This window comes from Faecalibacterium hominis (ex Afrizal et al. 2022) (genome assembly GCF_049545105.1).
Lineage (GTDB): Bacteria > Bacillota > Clostridia > Oscillospirales > Ruminococcaceae > Faecalibacterium > Faecalibacterium duncaniae.
Genome location: NZ_CP186860.1, coordinates 2,288,484 through 2,305,351, shown reverse-complemented (window position 1 = coordinate 2,305,351; position 16,868 = coordinate 2,288,484). Strand labels below are relative to the sequence as shown.

14 protein-coding genes are annotated in these 16,868 nt (G+C 49.9%); 2 read left to right on the top strand and 12 right to left on the bottom strand.

What is annotated here, in order from left to right; translation table 11 throughout:
- Positions 1–11: 11 nt before the first annotated feature.
- The 3 genes from ACKXGA_RS11095 to ACKXGA_RS11085 all read right to left on the bottom strand — a co-directional run bounded on the left by ACKXGA_RS11095 (position 12) and on the right by ACKXGA_RS11085 (position 3,744).
- Complete coding sequence (locus ACKXGA_RS11095; RefSeq protein WP_349152153.1) at positions 12–1,277, bottom strand: plasmid recombination protein; 1,266 nt, start codon at positions 1,275–1,277, stop codon at positions 12–14.
- Positions 1,278–1,652: 375 nt separating this feature from the next.
- Complete coding sequence (locus tag ACKXGA_RS11090) at positions 1,653–2,969, bottom strand: DNA primase family protein (RefSeq protein ID WP_112149025.1); 1,317 nt, start codon at positions 2,967–2,969, stop codon at positions 1,653–1,655.
- A gap of 73 nt (positions 2,970–3,042) precedes the next feature.
- Entirely contained in the window at positions 3,043–3,744 is a 702-nt protein-coding gene (locus tag ACKXGA_RS11085; RefSeq protein ID WP_349152152.1) for a CHC2 zinc finger domain-containing protein, read from the bottom strand.
- 248 nt (positions 3,745–3,992) lie between these two features.
- Between ACKXGA_RS11085 and ACKXGA_RS11080 the strand changes: the two genes are divergently transcribed.
- Together ACKXGA_RS11080 and ACKXGA_RS11075 are read left to right on the top strand one after the other, a co-directional pair.
- Positions 3,993–4,823, top strand: a complete 831-nt coding sequence (locus tag ACKXGA_RS11080) for a helix-turn-helix domain-containing protein (RefSeq protein ID WP_423729339.1) — start codon at positions 3,993–3,995, stop codon at positions 4,821–4,823.
- Positions 4,807–5,472 carry a sigma-70 family RNA polymerase sigma factor gene (locus ACKXGA_RS11075; RefSeq protein ID WP_423729340.1) on the top strand — a complete coding sequence of 222 codons (666 nt, stop codon included), beginning with the start codon at positions 4,807–4,809 and terminating at the stop codon, positions 5,470–5,472. The genes ACKXGA_RS11080 and ACKXGA_RS11075 overlap by 17 nt, the downstream gene beginning before the upstream one ends.
- Positions 5,473–5,523: 51 nt before the next feature.
- On the opposite strand, the gene ACKXGA_RS11070 is transcribed toward ACKXGA_RS11075, so the two are convergent.
- From ACKXGA_RS11070 to ppdK, 9 genes are all read right to left on the bottom strand, one after another.
- Positions 5,524–6,111 (bottom strand): DUF2812 domain-containing protein, encoded by a 588-nt coding sequence (locus ACKXGA_RS11070; RefSeq protein ID WP_097782884.1) that lies wholly within the window; start codon positions 6,109–6,111, stop codon positions 5,524–5,526.
- A gap of 1 nt (position 6,112) precedes the next feature.
- Positions 6,113–6,436, bottom strand: coding sequence for a PadR family transcriptional regulator (locus ACKXGA_RS11065; RefSeq protein WP_097782885.1), 324 nt, complete (start codon positions 6,434–6,436; stop codon positions 6,113–6,115).
- A gap of 364 nt (positions 6,437–6,800) precedes the next feature.
- Positions 6,801–7,223 carry a YqaJ viral recombinase family protein gene (locus ACKXGA_RS11060; RefSeq protein ID WP_423729504.1) on the bottom strand — a complete coding sequence of 141 codons (423 nt, stop codon included), beginning with the start codon at positions 7,221–7,223 and terminating at the stop codon, positions 6,801–6,803.
- Entirely contained in the window at positions 7,220–7,558 is a 339-nt protein-coding gene (locus ACKXGA_RS11055; RefSeq protein WP_112149172.1) for a DUF3848 domain-containing protein, read from the bottom strand. The genes ACKXGA_RS11060 and ACKXGA_RS11055 overlap by 4 nt, the downstream gene beginning before the upstream one ends.
- A gap of 10 nt (positions 7,559–7,568) precedes the next feature.
- Positions 7,569–8,504 carry a DUF932 domain-containing protein gene (locus tag ACKXGA_RS11050; RefSeq protein WP_117476487.1) on the bottom strand — a complete coding sequence of 312 codons (936 nt, stop codon included), beginning with the start codon at positions 8,502–8,504 and terminating at the stop codon, positions 7,569–7,571.
- 399 nt (positions 8,505–8,903) lie between these two features.
- Positions 8,904–10,643: a recombinase family protein gene (locus tag ACKXGA_RS11045; RefSeq protein ID WP_423730406.1), complete on the bottom strand. Its 1,740-nt coding sequence runs from the start codon at positions 10,641–10,643 to the stop codon at positions 8,904–8,906.
- Between the two features lie 51 nt (positions 10,644–10,694).
- Complete coding sequence (locus ACKXGA_RS11040) at positions 10,695–11,750, bottom strand: restriction endonuclease subunit S (RefSeq protein ID WP_181967143.1); 1,056 nt, start codon at positions 11,748–11,750, stop codon at positions 10,695–10,697.
- Complete coding sequence (locus ACKXGA_RS11035) at positions 11,743–13,674, bottom strand: HsdM family class I SAM-dependent methyltransferase (protein ID WP_117476489.1); 1,932 nt, start codon at positions 13,672–13,674, stop codon at positions 11,743–11,745. The genes ACKXGA_RS11040 and ACKXGA_RS11035 overlap by 8 nt, the downstream gene beginning before the upstream one ends.
- A gap of 290 nt (positions 13,675–13,964) precedes the next feature.
- Positions 13,965–16,631: a pyruvate, phosphate dikinase gene (gene ppdK / locus ACKXGA_RS11030; RefSeq protein WP_097770216.1), complete on the bottom strand. Its 2,667-nt coding sequence runs from the start codon at positions 16,629–16,631 to the stop codon at positions 13,965–13,967.
- Between the last annotated feature and the right edge of the window lie 237 nt (positions 16,632–16,868).

The window sequence follows — 16,868 nt, the reverse complement described above, 5'->3', positions numbered from 1 at the left end:
TCCTCCGAAAATCAAAGTTCCATATCCTGCCCATGCCTGCGGTTTCGCTGTGGCACATTCATGGTGCACTCCTGCTTGGGGGCAAGAATCTTTTCCAGAAAACCGCGCACCAGTTCTGGCGCACGGCGCATAGCATCCAGATAGGGTTTCACGTCGTACCACAGGTCGTGGTACTTGTTGCTCCAACGAACGGCCTCCTTCTTGGCCGTGGAAAGTTCTTCTTTCAGGCGACGGTTCTCCACGTCCATCATATAGCCGTGGTCAGCCTGTTTTTTCAGTTTGGAAAATTCTTCTTCGGTCAGCGAGTAGTTGCCGAGAAAGGTGCGCTTGCCGATATAATCCAGATCACGCGCATGAATGAGGGCTTCTTTTGTGAGCGTGGCCTTTTTCTGCACAGCGGCAAGTTCCTTTTCGGTCTTGGAGAGGGTTTTGTTGGTTTGGATGAGGTGCTGCTCTTTCTGGTCAATCTGGGCGGTCAGGCTGTCCAGCCGTTCCTGCTCCCGTTGAACTTTGAACTGGGTGACGGTCAGGTGTTCTTCGGTGCTGCCACGTTCGCCGCGCTCTATATCGGTGTACCCGGCAGCGCGCATAAAATTGAAGAAGTTGTCCTGCAAGACGCTGTACGACTTCTTCAGGATAGGCTTGCCGTTCTTTTGCAAAACAGGCTTTCCCGATTCGTCCAGCAGAGGTTTGGATGCCCACTTCTTGCTCCGGCTGACCTGCATGACAGTCTCCTTGACGGTGCCGACCAGTGCCTTGTCCTTGCAGCGTTTCGACCACAGGATCTGCTTTTCCACCACAGGTACATAGACCACATGGAGGTGGTAGTGGTAAACTTCGCGGCCTAATGCTTCGGTCATGGCACGGTTGATCTCATCGGCGTGCATGACTGCCGAGAGGATATACTGCTCACCGCCCACGATTTGAACGGCAGCTTGGTAGGCATCCTCATAGAACTGCTTGGCGAACTCGTAGCCGCCGTGGTTGTCAAAGTAGGCCGAGTTGACATCAAAGACAAGCTCGCAGTAATGGGTGGCATCCGGCTTCAAGCCGCGCGTGGAGATGGTTCCGGCGGCTTCCAGTTGGGCGAATAGGTCGGTGTAGCTGGCAGTTGGCTTTTTGAAGTGGACGTTCCATGCAGTGCGCTGGGGGATAATGTCGGGGTTCCGATAGCTGTCCTTTTCACGCTCATTGTGCTGCTGGGTGTTGCCAACGGCCTTGTCCGAAACGGCGAGATTCCGGACACTGGTGCGGTCAACGCCATCGTTTCTTGCCAAAGGGCATCCCTCCTTTCAAGGTTCATCGAAAGGTGACGGGGAACGAAGATGCACTTCTTCGGAAGTGTAATAACCCACTATAACACTTTCATCCCTATGGGCTGCAAAGTGTAGTGGGCTCTTCGAGGACTCTCCGAGGGGGAACGCCTCCTGCGGGAGAGCTACAATCAAGTTCGCACAATGCGAACTTGATTGCTCCGTACGCATCTGAAAAAATTGCGTACGGACTTCAAATAACCTGTACGGTTCGTACGACGTACGGAAATGCGAAATATAAACGATAACACGTTTTAAAACGCTTTAATTCGCCGTACAGATGCGTACAAGTACAGACCGTACAGGTTGTACGAACTTCTTCTGTGAAAAATGCACTTTTTACGGGCAGGGGTGGACAAGCGGTTCGATGCCTACAAAACCCCGCACCCTGCGGCCACCGGGCAGATAGATGTTGTTGGTGGCTTCAAGGTTATAGCGGCGGTCATTCTGGCGCAGTTCGGCGCTGAAACGGATCGCCGATACGCTGTGGCATGCGTTGTCCTCGCACCACTGCTTATAAATGTCGTAGAACTCCTTGGAACTGATGGAGTAGTCCGCCTTGAAGCGGAAGTAGCCCTCGGATTCCATGAAGTCGATGACATTGTTGCTGCTGCGTTTGATGGTGTCCACGTTGGCGGCGGCTCGTTCGCTGACCGTGAAGCGGAAGTTGTTCTGCACCAGCCGGTGCAGCCCTTCCAGACACCAGAGCAGGATGCCCTCCAATTCGGCGCACATCTTCTCCACAAGGAAAGGGTCGTCCGTGCGGTCAGCAGGCTTGTCCTTGGTGGTCAGGATGAGTTGGCGGCGGAAGAAGCCATCCGAATGGTCGTACAGCGAGGTCAACGCACCGTTGCCGAAGCAGAGGAACCGGGCGTAGATGTCCCGCTGGTAGCTCTGGACACCCTTGCGCTCCAAGTCCAGCTTGGCCTCGGCGGTCACGATGGTCTTGATATAATTCGTCTTGGGCAGGGCGTTCATATCCATATCATCATCGATCATCAGCAGGCGGCGTTCCAGATCGGCGCGGGCAAAACGGTTGTTCTCCACTTTCTGGACGCTGCCGTTGCTGGCGGCATCTCCCATGAGCCGTTTCAGTACCAGCCCGATGCGAGATTTGCCCTCGCCGCCCTTGCCGACAATGAGCATCATCTTCTGCCCCTTGGTGCTGGGGATCAGGCAGTAGCCCAGATACTCCTGCAAGGTTGGAATGTCAGCATCGTCCAGCAGCTCGTGCAGGAAAGTTAGCCAGCGGTCAGGGCTGGCGGCTTTGGGGTCATACCTCACAGGTAGGCGGTTCTGGCAGAACAGGCGGCTCTCCTGAAAAGAGCCGTCCGGCAGATGGTACACGCCGTTCTGGAGGTGGATGCAGTCCTGTTCGATGGGGAACGGGTCGGAAAAAGCCAGCAGCTTGATGGTCTCCAGAATGTTGGTGACCTTTTTGGACAGGCCAGAGGTGACATATTCCTCGATGTTCTCCAAGATGCGCTGCTTGATCTCGCTTTCGTCTTCCACCGGGCCGTCCAGCGTGTACAGCGTACCGTTGACGCATTTCAGCGGCCACTGTTCCAGAAAGGCACGGCCAAACTGGACTTCATCGATCTTCTTACCGTTGTACCAGTCCGGCCATAAGGGATTGCGGGAAATGTTTTTCTTCATGTGGTGGTTCTACTTTAGGAAAGTGAAGTGGTAGGTCTCACGGTGAGACCCACCACTTCGGGTGAATAAATTATCAGGCGCACTTTGCCAGAGCAAGGCGGTCGGTGCGCTCCTCCAGCATCAGCAGGTACGACCCGGACAGCAGCTGTGCGGCGGCAGCGGCTTTCTGCTGGGGTGTCCCAAATGCAACGCAGTCCGTCAGGTGCTCGACGGTCTCGGTCATGTGGAGAGCTTCCACGAACCGCTCGTCCAGCGGCTCCTCCGGGGTGGTGGGCTTGTAGCGCTCTCGCCAGTCGTGCAGCAGGTCGAGATAATCGGTCAGCACCCGCAGGCAGTAGGCGATGTCTGCCCACTGCTCGTCTGTCAGGCCACGCTTGGGCGGCGGCAGAGCGATGGCATTGGCGGGCGGCTTGTCCGGGTCAAGCCAGAGCTTGTCGGGGCGGGGCCCCTCCATCTTGCTGACGCAAGACCGCTCTGTCACTTGCAGTCCCCACTGGGGACTGCATTGCTTCGCAAACGCGAAGTCATTTATCAGCTTCTCGGCGGCTTGCCGGGGGTTCAGGTCGAACAGCTTGGCGGTGAGGTCGATGGCATCTCCGTTGGCTCCACAGCCAAAGCAATAATAATAGGTGTCGTTCAGCTTCATGCTGGGGTCGCTGTCGGAATGGAATGGACAGCACACCATGCCATGGCGGTCTGGCTCCATGCCGTACATCTCTCCCACCTGCCGAACGGTGATGGCGGACTTGACAGTTTGATACAGGCTCAAGGGCATTCCTCCTTTGTTTCGTGCGTTGCACCAGAGTCCCTAGCGTGGGAACTCTGGTGTTTTTTGCTTCCTGCCTGAATATACGGAAAATTTTGCAGAAAAGGCGAAAAAGCGGCAGAACTGCAACGGAAAAAGAAAAAAGCCCTTACTGGTTGCAGAGTTGCAACAGCAAGGGCAGAGAGGAAACCGTATATTGAACAAAACGGCAGAGCGTATTATAATGAGGAAAAAGCTCAAAAAGGAGGGCCGACCACATGGCACAGGAATATCTGCCCGCACCGTCCAACGTCCGTCTTGCGGACTTGATGAAAGAGCACAATATCAGCCAACCGGAGCTTGCCAAGGAAATCGGCTGCTCCAAAAGCACTATCAGCCGTTTTATCAGTGGTGCGAAAGGAACCCTGACCCATGAGCAGGTGTTGAAGATCGCAAGGTTGTTCAACGTGTCCACAGATTTCCTGCTGGGAGAAACCAACATCCCCGATCGCAAGAATTATGACATTGCCGAACTGGGTTTGTCCGTAGAAGCCGCAAAGAACCTCTACACGGGGCGTATCAATACAGAGGTAGTCAATCTGCTGCTGGAAAATGCCCGTTTCGCAGAGCTTACTTACCGCATAGCGCAGTATTTTGATGATACCTTTGCGTCCGGTATTGCGGCACAGAACGCCATGCTCACGACATTGAGCACCCTGCTGCGTACAAGGGTCAAGACCCCGGAGGCAGCCAAAGCCGCAAAGGACATCAGCCTTCGGAGAAAGCCCGTGTACCAAGGCGACCTTGATGATATTGAGATGTACTTCATGGCAACGGTCAAAGAAATTAAAAAGGGCATCGGGAGCCATTACGCCGAACAGGAAGCCATGAGCAAGAAAGTGGCAGAGAAGATGTTCACCGAATTGACCAAAGGGCAGGATGTGCAGCACCCAACGATCACGGCAGAGCAGTTGACGGATGCAATGTTGGACAGCGTTTCGGGCATGAAAGGAGCCACGCCGGAAGCACTGGAACAGCTGCGAAGCGGTCTGTTGGGAATCTTGCAGTCTGCCGCAGAGCAGGAAAACGCCCATGAAGCAGACGAATGAACGGCTTTGTGCGCTGGCACAGAAAGGGGATGCCACCGCACTGGACAGCCTGATCGAAAACAACAAGTCCTTTATTGGCAAGGTGGCAAATGACCTTTTCCGCAGCATGAATCTGGCACAGTCCGGCCTGAACCTTGACACGGACGATTTGAAACAGGCGGGCAATCTGGGCTTATGGAAAGCTGTGCCGAAGTTCGATGCAGCGCGCGGCATGAAGTTCCTGACCTATGCGGCTCCTGCCATCCGCAACGCCATGATGGACATGGTGCGGGATGCCTTTGCCGCTTTTGAGCAGCGGATGGTGACGGAGGACAAGGACGGCGTCTGCTACCAGCGCGTTTCGCTGGACGATGTTCTGCCGGGAGAGGAACAACTGCGGCGCATTGAAGCCATAGCCGACCCTTATGCCATGCAGCCGCAGAGCATTATAGAGGAACAGGAATCGCGCCGGGAGCTGTACGATGGCCTGAAACGGCTGACCCAACGGGAGCAGACCTATCTGCTGTACCGCTATGGCTTCACCGATGGCGAGGAACATCCGCTGATCGGCACGGCGATATACTTTCACCTGACGAAAGGCCGCGCCCAAAAGACCGAGGAACAGGCTATGGATAACCTGTGGCTGGAATTGCCGTGGTGGTTTATATGAATAGGCAGAGAGATTGTATTAAATTGAGTGAATTACGATAGAGAACAAAAGCTAATCTTCCCTTGTTCGACGCTCTTTAATAATCTTATAAATTGGAAACCAATAGACAATAACGATGATAAGGCATGTGATTGCTAACGCACTATAGATGAAAGATTTCATAAGCACAGCCATAATCATAAAGATGAAAAAAAAGAATATCCACGCCGACTGTGCTGATTTATACAAAGCTAGTTTATCTTCAAGGGTAGTATATAATTCAAATGGCTTTCCATCATTCTTTTTTTCGACAATCAATAATTCTTTGTTAAGTGTCGTCTTAGGCGTTGATAGCTTTCCACCTGATTCAGCCCACGGACGAAATTGTACTTTGGCAAGAGAGTAGTTTAGATTAATGTTCTTGAAAAAAACAACGTATCCTAAGCTTTGAAGAAATTCAACATACTTGTCTGAGCTTTCACGACTCCTGTGACCAATATAATCAATCTTATATTGATATTCCCCCGGAGTGCATGTTTCAAACTCATAGATAGCCCGTGATGTATTTATTAAGTGATACCCTTGTTGGGACATTCTATTAAGCCATTTCTCTTGTAAGGATAATAGACAACCAAAAAAACGTACCTTTTTGTAGCGCATATTAAATCTCCTTTGAAATCCTTTCCGCTAAGTCGATTAATTGATGAAGTCGATCTATTTCGGTTTGGACAGCCTCCTTTCCAGAAGGTGTTATTAAATATACTTTTTTTCTGCTTGTACTTTCAGTGCTTTGTAATTTAATCCATCCTTTTTGTTCTAACGAGGATAGAGCACCATATAATGTCCCTGCTCCTAATAATACCCTTCCGTTTGTTACTTCCTCAACAAATTGAATGATTGCATATCCATGCCTTGGTTCATAAAGGGACAAAAGTATTAAATCTGTAACTTCTGTAAGGGTTCCCCCTTGCACATAGTCTTTCATAGAACCTCCGCTTCGAATATGTGCCCTTTATCCAAATTGATTGTCACATCGGCTAAATACGCATTACCAAGGTGTTCAGTTTCCATGAGAAATCTCCTTTTTTTGTGCGTGAAACTATTCATAGGAAGCAGCTATGCTATGTGGCTTAGTCACTATGAAAGCTCATTTACGATGAGGTTGATGCTTCACGAAACCGTTCGGCATGGAGAATCGTACACATTGATTCGTCCAAGCTAATTATATCGTTAACCGTAATAGTAATCAAGAGTTTATAAAGCGTGTCTTTGAATTTTGTGACATTGAACAGGTTATAGAAAAGCTTTTTGTGAAATATCATGTCAAATATTGTAAGCGTGGGTTACACTTAGTAAGTGATATCTTTAATTAAGGGAAACGGGATTTTCCCATCCGCCCACTTATCCGCAGAAAACGGCGAGACCGTTTTGCACTCCAATCCTGCTTTCTGACCAACGATCAGACGGTCAAAGTCTGCCAGAAGCAGCGGATGTTCCTCGCTCTGGTAGATAGCGTTTGCACGGCGCACCTTAAAACCCGTTTCTTCGGAGAACCGCTGCGCCACATAATCCTCCAAGTCACGGCCCTGCCGCATGGCCTCGTTGTCGATATTTTCAATGGTATCGCTGATTTTATCGTAGTACACCTGAAATGCGGAGCGATAGGGATTCAGGCCCAGAATAGCCCCGGCATCCGTGCCGGTAATGCCGCATTTGCGGTAGCGGAGCCAATCTTCTTTGGACAGGTTCCGTGTAGATACAAGTCGTTTCATGCAATGTTCAGCCTCTCTTTCATCTGTTCTTCCGCAATAGAGAAATCATATTCCACCAAGTCTTTGATAATGGTGGAAAATTCATCCACCAAGGTACGGTCATCGTCCAGCCACAGGGCATACAGGAAATCCAGAATATTTCGCTGCACTCGGAGATGGTTCCAGAAACGCTCGTCCATCTGCTTTTCGGTGTCCAGCGTAATCAAGGCACTGACAATGGTGCTTTTCATCGTGATCTCGTATGCCGTGGTGCAAGTAGGCTTTGGAAAATCGGCTTCGATGCTGTTCAGGAACTCAGAAAATTCCCGGACAGCCCGATTGCTTACATCGTTCATACGTCCTCCTTTATGCTGCTGCCAGCACCATCTTGTAGGCTTTGTCGATCTTGGGATTGCCCTCTGCGGTGCGCAGAAACAGATTTTCGTTGTAGTTGCGAGTTTTACGGATGGGATCTGCATGGGTGGCAAAGTCGGAAACAGCGTTCACGAACCGCCATCCATTCTTGCCGACCCACTCCAGATCGGGTGCATTATAGTAGCGGGCTTTCAAATCTTCCTGCAAGCGCAGGTTGTTCTTCCGCTGGCCATCGGTCAGATCTTCAGTGATAGGGAAAAACTCGTTGATGGACTCTTGCACCTTGCGGTCAGACAGCTTGATGGTGGTCAGCTCATGGATGCCTTTGCCCAGTTCCCCCATATAGCTGTTGGCAAGCTGCAAGGTTTCACGAGCGTCCTGCACCCGGAGCAGAACATTTTCGGTATGGCGAGCAGTCCAGATGCGCTTTGCAGTACCCAGAGCCAGATTCAGGGTGTTCTGGCAGACCACACGAACCGGGGTCATCGCGACTTTTACACCAGAACTGCCATCGTGGCTGTTAAAGAACACAAGATATGGGGTCACTTCGTCTCCGGCGATAATGTACTTCTCCGGCAGCTTTGCCAGCATCCAGACCTTCTTGCCGCCCTGCAAAGAGCCAGCAGTTTCATAAGTAACGCCCTCACCCAGCAGGTCATCGGTGAACTGGAACGCTTCTTCGTTCTGCACAATGCGGTAGCGGTCGGATACCACACCCAGAACAGCATCATCGGTGCTGCGGACGTTAGCCCGATAACCGGGGATCATAGCACCAGTACCGGAATAGATGTTGCGGCTTTCCACCTGCCAATCCAGACCAGCCAGTTCCAAGGCTTCACGGCTTGCAGGGGCATCCATGACAATACGGCCAAGGCCATGCCAAGGGGTTTCACGAACAGAGAACATGGTTTCAACATTTGCGGACATAATCTTTACCTCCAAAATTTTGGATTGTCTTATTTCTTTTCGATTTGATGAGCCATCCAGACAATGATTTTCGCAGCACCTTTTCCGACTGCTTTCATCACCTCCACCAATACTTTTTCAAAGATTTCTGCCATTGATTTTTCCTCCGTCTTTCTGTAAAAATCAAAGACCAGTAAGCTGATGTGATTGCTTACTGGTCTTTCTATCCAAGGGTATAATATATCATTATATCTGCTTCAGATACGCCTAACTTGTACCAAGTGTGTCCGATGTGTCCGTGTTTTTGCGAATCAGTCTTATGTTTTCGTGTCTTTCAGGTGTTTTATGGGTGGAGATATAAGGATATAAAAAACTTGTTTTGAAAATCTCTGACACAACCGGCACAGCTGACACAGTCTCCTACTTCTGCGTTTTCGACCAGATTCCCACAACCACCGTGAGATCCTGCCATTCATTTTTGCGGATTCCCTGATTTCGGGATGCCTTAAAAGCCTTTGCCTCCTCGAAGGAAATCGAAAAGCGAGCCAGCTCCATAAAGCCGTCCATCGTACAAGATGTCATATTGATGCCTTTTACCTCGGACAGTTGGAAATCCAGTACCCACCGAAATTCCTCATTGCTTACAGGCGTGATCTGTGCTACACAGCTGTTAATAAGTTCCCTGCTGACATCCGTTTTGGCCGCTTTCTGCCACTCGTCCAGCTTCTGGGAAATCAGCTTCATATCAATACTCCCACTGCGTTCATCCTCCTGTTCGATGCTCTCATACTGGGATTGTAACTCGGCGATCTGCTCGTCCAGTCCCTTGCGGCGTTCCATCAGCTCCTGCTTCGTGATAACTCCGTCAGCACACAGGTCAATATACCTGTCCAGCCGTTCTTTTTGTTTGGCGATGCTGTTTTCCAGCATTGCCTTTCTGGAAATACGAACCGTCTTTTCCTCTGTCATACAGCGGCTCAGGATTTTATAGACCTCTTTAACTGTCTTTCCCTTGTCAAATGTGAGATGTTCAAACACCTTTGCCGCCATCAAATCCAGCTTCCACTCACTGATGGCCTTGATTTGGCAGCTGATGCTCAAATCAAGGCCATGTTCCTGCAAGTAGCTGATGCTCGACCTGCATGTACGGCGGTAGCACTGAAATCCATGAATTACAGCACCATCCCGGTTCACACGCCACTTGAACTGAATAAATCCTGCACCGCAACTGCAACGCAATTTTGCCGTCCAGACCGACTTTGGCGTATTTCTCATGTACTTGTGCTTTTTCCCATTTTCATCTATTACCCGTGCTGATTTCGATGCCAAAATCTGCTGGCATCTATCCCACATTTCTTCTGATACCAAAGGCTCAAAGTCACCTTTCACATAGATGTAGCTGCTCTCGTCCAGATTTTTAACACGTTTCTGTGTCAAATATCCGTCGCTGTGGGATTTATTGTAGCAAATACACCCCTTATAGGTTGCATTATGTAGGACTCTGCTCACCTTGGAAGCGTCCCACGAAACATGGCCGCCTGCATCTAATCGGCCAAGGCGGTATAATTCGTTTACGATTTTAACCAGCCCATTTTCTCCGGTAGAATACATTTGGAAAATCAGCCTTACTGTTTCAGCTTGGTCAGGGTCAAGAACATAGGTTCCATTCTCTCTACGGTATCCTAAGATGTTTCTGCTGCCATACAGAACGTGCTTTTCTCTGCTGATTTTCTGCCCAGCCTTCACGCGCTCTGAAATTTTGCGACTCTCATCTTGTGCCATAGAAGACATGATCGTCAGCCGAAGTTCGCCATCGTTGGTCGCCGTGTTGATACCATCGTTGATGAAAAATACGTCCACCCCACGTGCTTTCAACTCCCGTGTGTAGGACAGCGTATCAACTGTATTTCGTGCAAAGCGACTCACTTCGCGAGTAATGATTAGGTCAAATTTGCCCTTCTGAGCATCTTCCATCATGCGCAAAAACTCTGGCCGCTTCTGTGCTTGTGTTCCGCTGATGCCTTGGTCTACGTAGACCTCCACGATTTCCCAGTCCGAATGCCGGGAACATTCGATTTTATACCACTCCAACTGATTTTCTAGTGCGTTGATTTTCGCCTCATGCTCTGTTGAGACACGAGCATATACCGCAGCTCTTATACATATTTCCGTTGTTTTTCTGATTTTGGGGCAAAAAAAAAAAAATGGCGATCAAACAATGACCGCCATTTTCCCTTGCAGATATTGTAATTCTATTGTTTCTTTCACCCGTTTCACATACTGTTCCATAAAAGTATAATCAGGATTTCCGGATTCATCAACAGGGAGCATCACCCCAGTATTTGCCATTCGTTCGGAATTGAACTTATACAAGTAACCAAATTTGCTTTTTTGCTGTAAAATAGCAACTTTCATAAACAACAAGACAAATTCATTATCTTCATGGTGCTTCAAGTGAAAGCGTTTGACATCATCGGAGAAAATGCACTCATAAGGGTGATAAAAACCAATAACCATACCATTTCCATTATAATTAACTCCGAGCACATTTTTATCCAACGATTCGTTCGTATCACTTACAAAACGCGCAACGCCATTGTTGTTATCTAATGCCCCAATAAAAGGTCTATCTCCGGCAGTAGTATCTGCCGCAACCAACCTTTTTCCCGGAAAAATATCAAAAATGTCGGAAATAAGAAAAGACTTCCATTCCTTTTCATTCAGTGCCGGAAGCACCCCCCCAGTTTGGATATTCTTGCCAATATAATCAATGTAATTTTGTACAATTTGCTGCTCCCGTTCCTTGATGTACTGTTCCATGAAGGCATAATCAGGATTGCCGGATTCATCAACAGGGAGCATAATTTTACTGCGCCTTAAACGCGTCAATGTTGCACCGTTTCCGCCCCAACTAAAAATAGATAATGTGTTTTTTATTAGTGGAACAAGGAATTTTGCATTTACCGCATTCAGTTTATCGTTCCTAAGCACCTGTATATTTTGTCCTGTGTAGAAGGAATTTTCTTGATAAAATGCAGTTTGCGTATCTAATCCAACAGTAATACAATTACCTGTATCCATACCATAAAAAGGTTGTTCACATATGAAATCGTTGATTCCATTGTTTGTGTCCGTGCGTGTCACATATGGATATTTACCAGACTGATATATCAGTTTATTCTTATCTATTCCACTTGATGTGGATTTAATCGAAAAAACACTACTTAATGGAATTGCTAACCATTCTCTATCATGCAAATCAAGCATTGCTGTCACCACCTTTCTGCCCGAACAGATACCCTTTTCCATGCGTAACCATATTAAATTCAAATGTCAGATAATCAGCAATGCTGTTTATAAAGTCTGCTTCTGTTGGTATCTCATCGTTGTAGTAATAAAAGGAGTGCAGCCATTCGTCTGTATCTTCAACGGTTGTTTTCACCATGAAACTTGACGGAAAATCTGCAATCTTGCCACGCCAGCAATCAAGAAGATACTGCCGTTTATCCTTTGCACGTTCCGTTTCCACAAGTCCCAAATGCTTTTTGACTTCAAACCCATCATCTTCAAAATTGATGAACTTTGCAATCTTATCTGCCGGGTGCGATTCGCCTGCTGTAAAAACAGCAATGCAGGGAACGGTGCCAACCCGATAGAAAGTGTCCTTGTTTAGACTGATAACACCCTCTAAGGTATGTTTTTTCAAAATATCCTGCTTGACCGCTTTATCCTCTTTTGTCTTTCCAATCATAGCGGACACAGGTACAATCACAGCAGCGCGCCCACCTGTTGTGATTGAATTGAGCAAATGACGGATAAAGCACAGTTCTGAAAGGTTCGCAGTATCCTTGCCTTTTGCCTGTGAATATGGCGGATTCATAAAGCCTACTGTAATGCCGCCGCCCTTTAACTGTAATTCACCGGGGTCTTGTGCCAGAAAATCTTCACAAATCAAGTTGCTTTGCCCGTCACCGCGCAGAATCATATTCGTCGTAGCGATTGAAAACATATCGTCACGAATTTCTATTCCGTGAATTTGCTGTTGCTTGATGTGCTTGCGTTCTGTATCATTCTTTGCAGCTCGCAGCATTTTGTGCATTCCGGAAATCAGAAATCCCCCTGTGCCGCAGCACGGGTCAAATATAACATCGGTAGGTTTCAAATCCACCAATTCACAGAACAATTCCGTAATATGACGGGGCGTAAGTACAACGCCCAAAGCCTGCCCGTCACCGCCTGAATAGGAAACAAATTCACCGTAAAAGCGCCCCAGATAATCTTCACGCCCGTTTGATACAATCGCCTGAAAAATATTGTTGTTGATATATTCTGCAAAATATTTCAGAGGTGTTTTATCGCCCAGATCCTGACGCTTTGTATTTAACTGCGGTCTGTCCTTTATCAGCGTGAATTGATTTAGCACACGCTGCTTTTTAACTTCCGGGGCAACTTTTGCACGTTGCAGATTCTTTTCAAGATACTGGTACAGAATAGAACCGTCTGTGTTGCTTTCCAGTGTGTCACCCGTCAACTGATTCAGATTAAAGCCGTATTCTTTTTCACGCAAAGCAAGAAGAATTGCAGATACAACAAGCGGCTTTTCATCTTCTCCAAGCCCGCCGTAATTCCGCAGATATTCGTGCAGTTCCTTTGCCTTTTTCAGAATATCAGCAAGTTCAATATCTTCCGGCGGCGTTTCTTCAAGTACAAGCTGCTTGTAATATTCCACAATATGAGCTGCTGAAAAGTTTTCAAATGTCTGAACTTCCGGCAGCCACTTATAACCGTTCTTATCTACAAATAGCGGCTGTAAAGTATGGTGCTTGCTATCACCAGCATTGCCGAACGCAAAAACCTTTTTGTAAGTGGTTTTCTGCAAGATGTGCTGTGCATAGTGCAACGCGCCGTTGACGGCATAATCTGTTGTTGCCTGTACAGTCATAGAAATAGTGCCGTCTGCGTCTTTTAAGCAGAGGTTCGCACGGTCCGCCTTATCTTCCATGACAAGCACAAAATCATCTACAACCGCCGTGTATTCTGGAAATCCTGCCTTGCCTGTCTGGTGCTTTGACGCTGTTTTCAGTGCGTCATTGATAGGAACAATGTTACTGCCTTGTGTGTCTGCCTGAATGCCTGCTTCAACCAACAAATCATGTATGTATAAATCGAAATTCGCTTCTTTTTTTGCCATAGTTTCGCGCCCCTGACTTTCTATGTGTATTTTGGGTGCAAAAACCCAAATATAAGAATATCATAAATCGGAGGAAATCTCAATCCGGCTATCATGAAAATCCATGAAGAAAATCTGTTGCTTGCCCTATCCTTTCTATCACTTATCATTTTCCATCTTCCAGTATCTTACAGTCTGCATTGTTTTCAACCCGCTTCACACCTTACATAAGAAAAAACCGCCCCAGCTTCCTGTTACGGAAACCGGGGCGGTCATATACTTTATTGGTGCTTTCTCAAGCCCTCACGCAATTACTTGCGGGGGTTCTTGATCGCAGCCTGCGCAGCGGCGAGGCGGGCAATAGGCACACGGAAGGGAGAGCAGCTGACGTAGTCCAGACCGACGTTGTGGCAGAACTCCACGCTCGTGGGGTCGCCGCCGTGCTCACCGCAGATGCCCAGGCCCAGATCGGGGCGGGTCTCGCGGCCATCGTGTGCGGCCATCTTGACCAGCTTGCCCACGCCGATCTGATCCAGGTGCTGGAACGGATCGCTCTCGTAGATCTTGTTCTCGTAGTATGCGCCCAGGAACTTGGCAGCGTCATCACGGCTGAAGCCGAAGGTCATCTGGGTCAGGTCGTTGGTGCCGAAGCTGAAGAACTCAGCCTCCTTGGCGATCTCGCCGGCAGTCAGGGCTGCACGGGGGATCTCGATCATGGTACCGACCTGATACTTCATGTCAACGCCAGCAGCAGCGATCAGCTCATCAGCGACCTTGACCACAACGTCCTTGACGAACTTCAGCTCCTTGACCTCACCGACCAGCGGGATCATGATGTGCGGAGTGATCATGCAACCAGTCTCAGCGGAGACGTTCAGGGCAGCCTTGATCACAGCGCGGGTCTGCATGGCAGCGATCTCGGGATAGGTGACAGCCAGACGGCAGCCACGGTGACCCATCATGGGGTTGAACTCGTGCAGAGAAGCAACCACGTTCTTCAGGTCATCGAAGGTCATGCCCATATCGGCAGCCAGCTCCTTGATGTCCTCGTCCTTGGTGGGCAGGAACTCGTGCAGAGGGGGATCCAGGTAGCGGATGGTCATCGGGCGCTCACCCATGATGCGGTACATGGCCTCGAAGTCACCCTGCTGGAACGGCTCGACCTTGGCCAGAGCAGCTTCGCGCTCTTCCACGGTACGGGCGCAGATCATCTCACGGACAGCCTTGATGCGGTCCTCAGCGAAGAACATGTGCTCGGTACGGCACAGGCCGATGCCCTCAGCACCCAGGTCAACGGCCTGCTGTGCATCGCGGGGGTTATCGGCGTTGGTCATAACCAGCAGCTGACGGGCAGCATCGGCCCAACCCATGAAGCGGTTGAAGTTCTTGTTGCCGGTAGCGGCCACGGTTGCGACCTGCTCGCCGTAGATGTTGCCGGTAGAACCATCGATGGAGATCCAGTCACCCTCAACGAACTTGTGGCCGTTGATCTCGAAGGTCTTGGCCTCCTCATCGATCTTGACCTCGTTGTCGTTGCCGCAGCCGGAGACACAGCAGGTGCCCATACCACGGGCAACAACGGCTGCGTGGCTGGTCATGCCGCCGCGGACGGTCAGGATGCCCTGAGACACCTGCATGCCCACGATGTCCTCGGGAGAAGTCTCCAGACGGACCAGAACCACCTTCTTCATCTTGCCGGACTTGACCATCTCCTCTGCTTCCTCAGCAGTAAAGACGATCTGGCCGCAGGCGGAACCGGGAGAAGCTGCCAGGCCCTTGCCGACGACTTCGGCGGCCTTCAGGGCAGCGGCATCGAACTGGGGATGCAGCAGGGTATCCAGCTGCTTGGGCTCCACGCGCAGAACAGCCTCCTGCTCGGTGATCATGCCCTCGTCCACCAGGTCACATGCGATCTGCAGAGCAGCCTGTGCGGTACGCTTGCCGTTACGGGTCTGCAGCATGTACAGGTGGCCGTCCTCAATGGTGAACTCCATATCCTGCATATCGCGGAAGTAGTTCTCCAGACGGGTTGCGATCTCAACGAACTGATCGTACACCTCAGGCATCTGATCCTTCAGGTGGCTGATGGGAGAAGGAGTGCGCACGCCTGCGACAACGTCCTCGCCCTGTGCATTGATCAGGTACTCGCCCATCAGCTTCTTTGCGCCGGTGGCGGGGTCACGGGTGAATGCAACGCCGGTGCCGGAACGGTCGCCGGAGTTGCCGAATGCCATCTGCTGCACGTTGACAGCGGTGCCCCACTCGTAGGGGATCTCGTTCATCTTGCGGTAAACGTTTGCACGGGGGTTGTCCCAGCTGCGGAACACAGCCTTGACAGCCTCGATCAGCTGATCGCGGGGATCCTGGGGGAACGGCTTGCCCTCGTTCTCCTCGTAGATCTTCTTGAAGACACCAACCAGTTCCTTCAGGTCCTCGGCAGTCAGGTCCACGTCGTTCTTAACGCCCTTGGCTTCCTTCATCTTGTCGATCTCGACCTCGAACAGGCTCTTCGGGACCATCATAACAACGTCTGCAAACATCTGCACGAAGCGGCGGTAGCAGTCGTATGCAAAGCGGGCGTTGCCGGTCTTCTTGGCCAGGCCCTCAACAGCCTCATCGTTCAGGCCCAGGTTCAGGATGGTATCCATCATGCCGGGCATGGACTGACGGGCACCGGAACGGACAGAGACCAGCAGGGGGTTGGTGTTGTCGCCAAACTTCTTGCCGGTGATCTCTTCCAGACCCTTGAGATGCTCGAAGATGTCAGCAGTAATATCGTCATTGATCTGACGGCCGTCTGCATAGTACTGGGTGCAGGCATCCGTAGTGATGGTGAAGCCCTGGGGAACCGGCATACCGGCAGCAGTCATCTCTGCCAGACCGGCACCCTTGCCGCCCAGAGTATTCTTCATGGTGACCTTGTCGCCGCCGAAGGCATCGTTGCCCTCGCTGAAGTAGTACAGATACTTTTTGCTCATGCGTGTTTACCTCCCATTTGGTGACCCCCGGTGCCACGCCCGGCGGTCTCATCGCACTTTTTTCTCAAAGCTGATGAACATTGTCTTGTGAATGCTAAACTATTATACCAGAAAATTCCCACATTGCCACCGGGCAAAACACCGAATTTGTTTGATAAATTTTGTGCAATTCCCTTGAAATTTACTCAGTTTTCCGCTATTATAAAATGGGAGAAAGTTCGAGAGGTTTTTTGTTTT

Coding starts and splice junctions, on each gene's coding strand:
- ACKXGA_RS11050 (WP_117476487.1), bottom strand. CDS start 8,504: ATGTCCGCAAATGTTGAAACCATGTTCTCTGTTCGTGAAACCCCTTGG.
- ACKXGA_RS11035 (WP_117476489.1), bottom strand. CDS start 13,674: ATGGCAAAAAAAGAAGCGAATTTCGATTTATACATACATGATTTGTTG.
- ACKXGA_RS11055 (WP_112149172.1), bottom strand. CDS start 7,558: ATGAACGATGTAAGCAATCGGGCTGTCCGGGAATTTTCTGAGTTCCTG.
- ACKXGA_RS11075 (WP_423729340.1), top strand. CDS start 4,807: ATGAAGCAGACGAATGAACGGCTTTGTGCGCTGGCACAGAAAGGGGAT.
- ACKXGA_RS11080 (WP_423729339.1), top strand. CDS start 3,993: ATGGCACAGGAATATCTGCCCGCACCGTCCAACGTCCGTCTTGCGGAC.
- ACKXGA_RS11065 (WP_097782885.1), bottom strand. CDS start 6,436: ATGAAAGACTATGTGCAAGGGGGAACCCTTACAGAAGTTACAGATTTA.
- ACKXGA_RS11090 (WP_112149025.1), bottom strand. CDS start 2,969: ATGAAGAAAAACATTTCCCGCAATCCCTTATGGCCGGACTGGTACAAC.
- ACKXGA_RS11060 (WP_423729504.1), bottom strand. CDS start 7,223: ATGAAACGACTTGTATCTACACGGAACCTGTCCAAAGAAGATTGGCTC.
- ACKXGA_RS11085 (WP_349152152.1), bottom strand. CDS start 3,744: ATGCCCTTGAGCCTGTATCAAACTGTCAAGTCCGCCATCACCGTTCGG.
- ACKXGA_RS11040 (WP_181967143.1), bottom strand. CDS start 11,750: ATGCTTGATTTGCATGATAGAGAATGGTTAGCAATTCCATTAAGTAGT.
- ppdK (WP_097770216.1), bottom strand. CDS start 16,631: ATGAGCAAAAAGTATCTGTACTACTTCAGCGAGGGCAACGATGCCTTC.
- ACKXGA_RS11070 (WP_097782884.1), bottom strand. CDS start 6,111: ATGCGCTACAAAAAGGTACGTTTTTTTGGTTGTCTATTATCCTTACAA.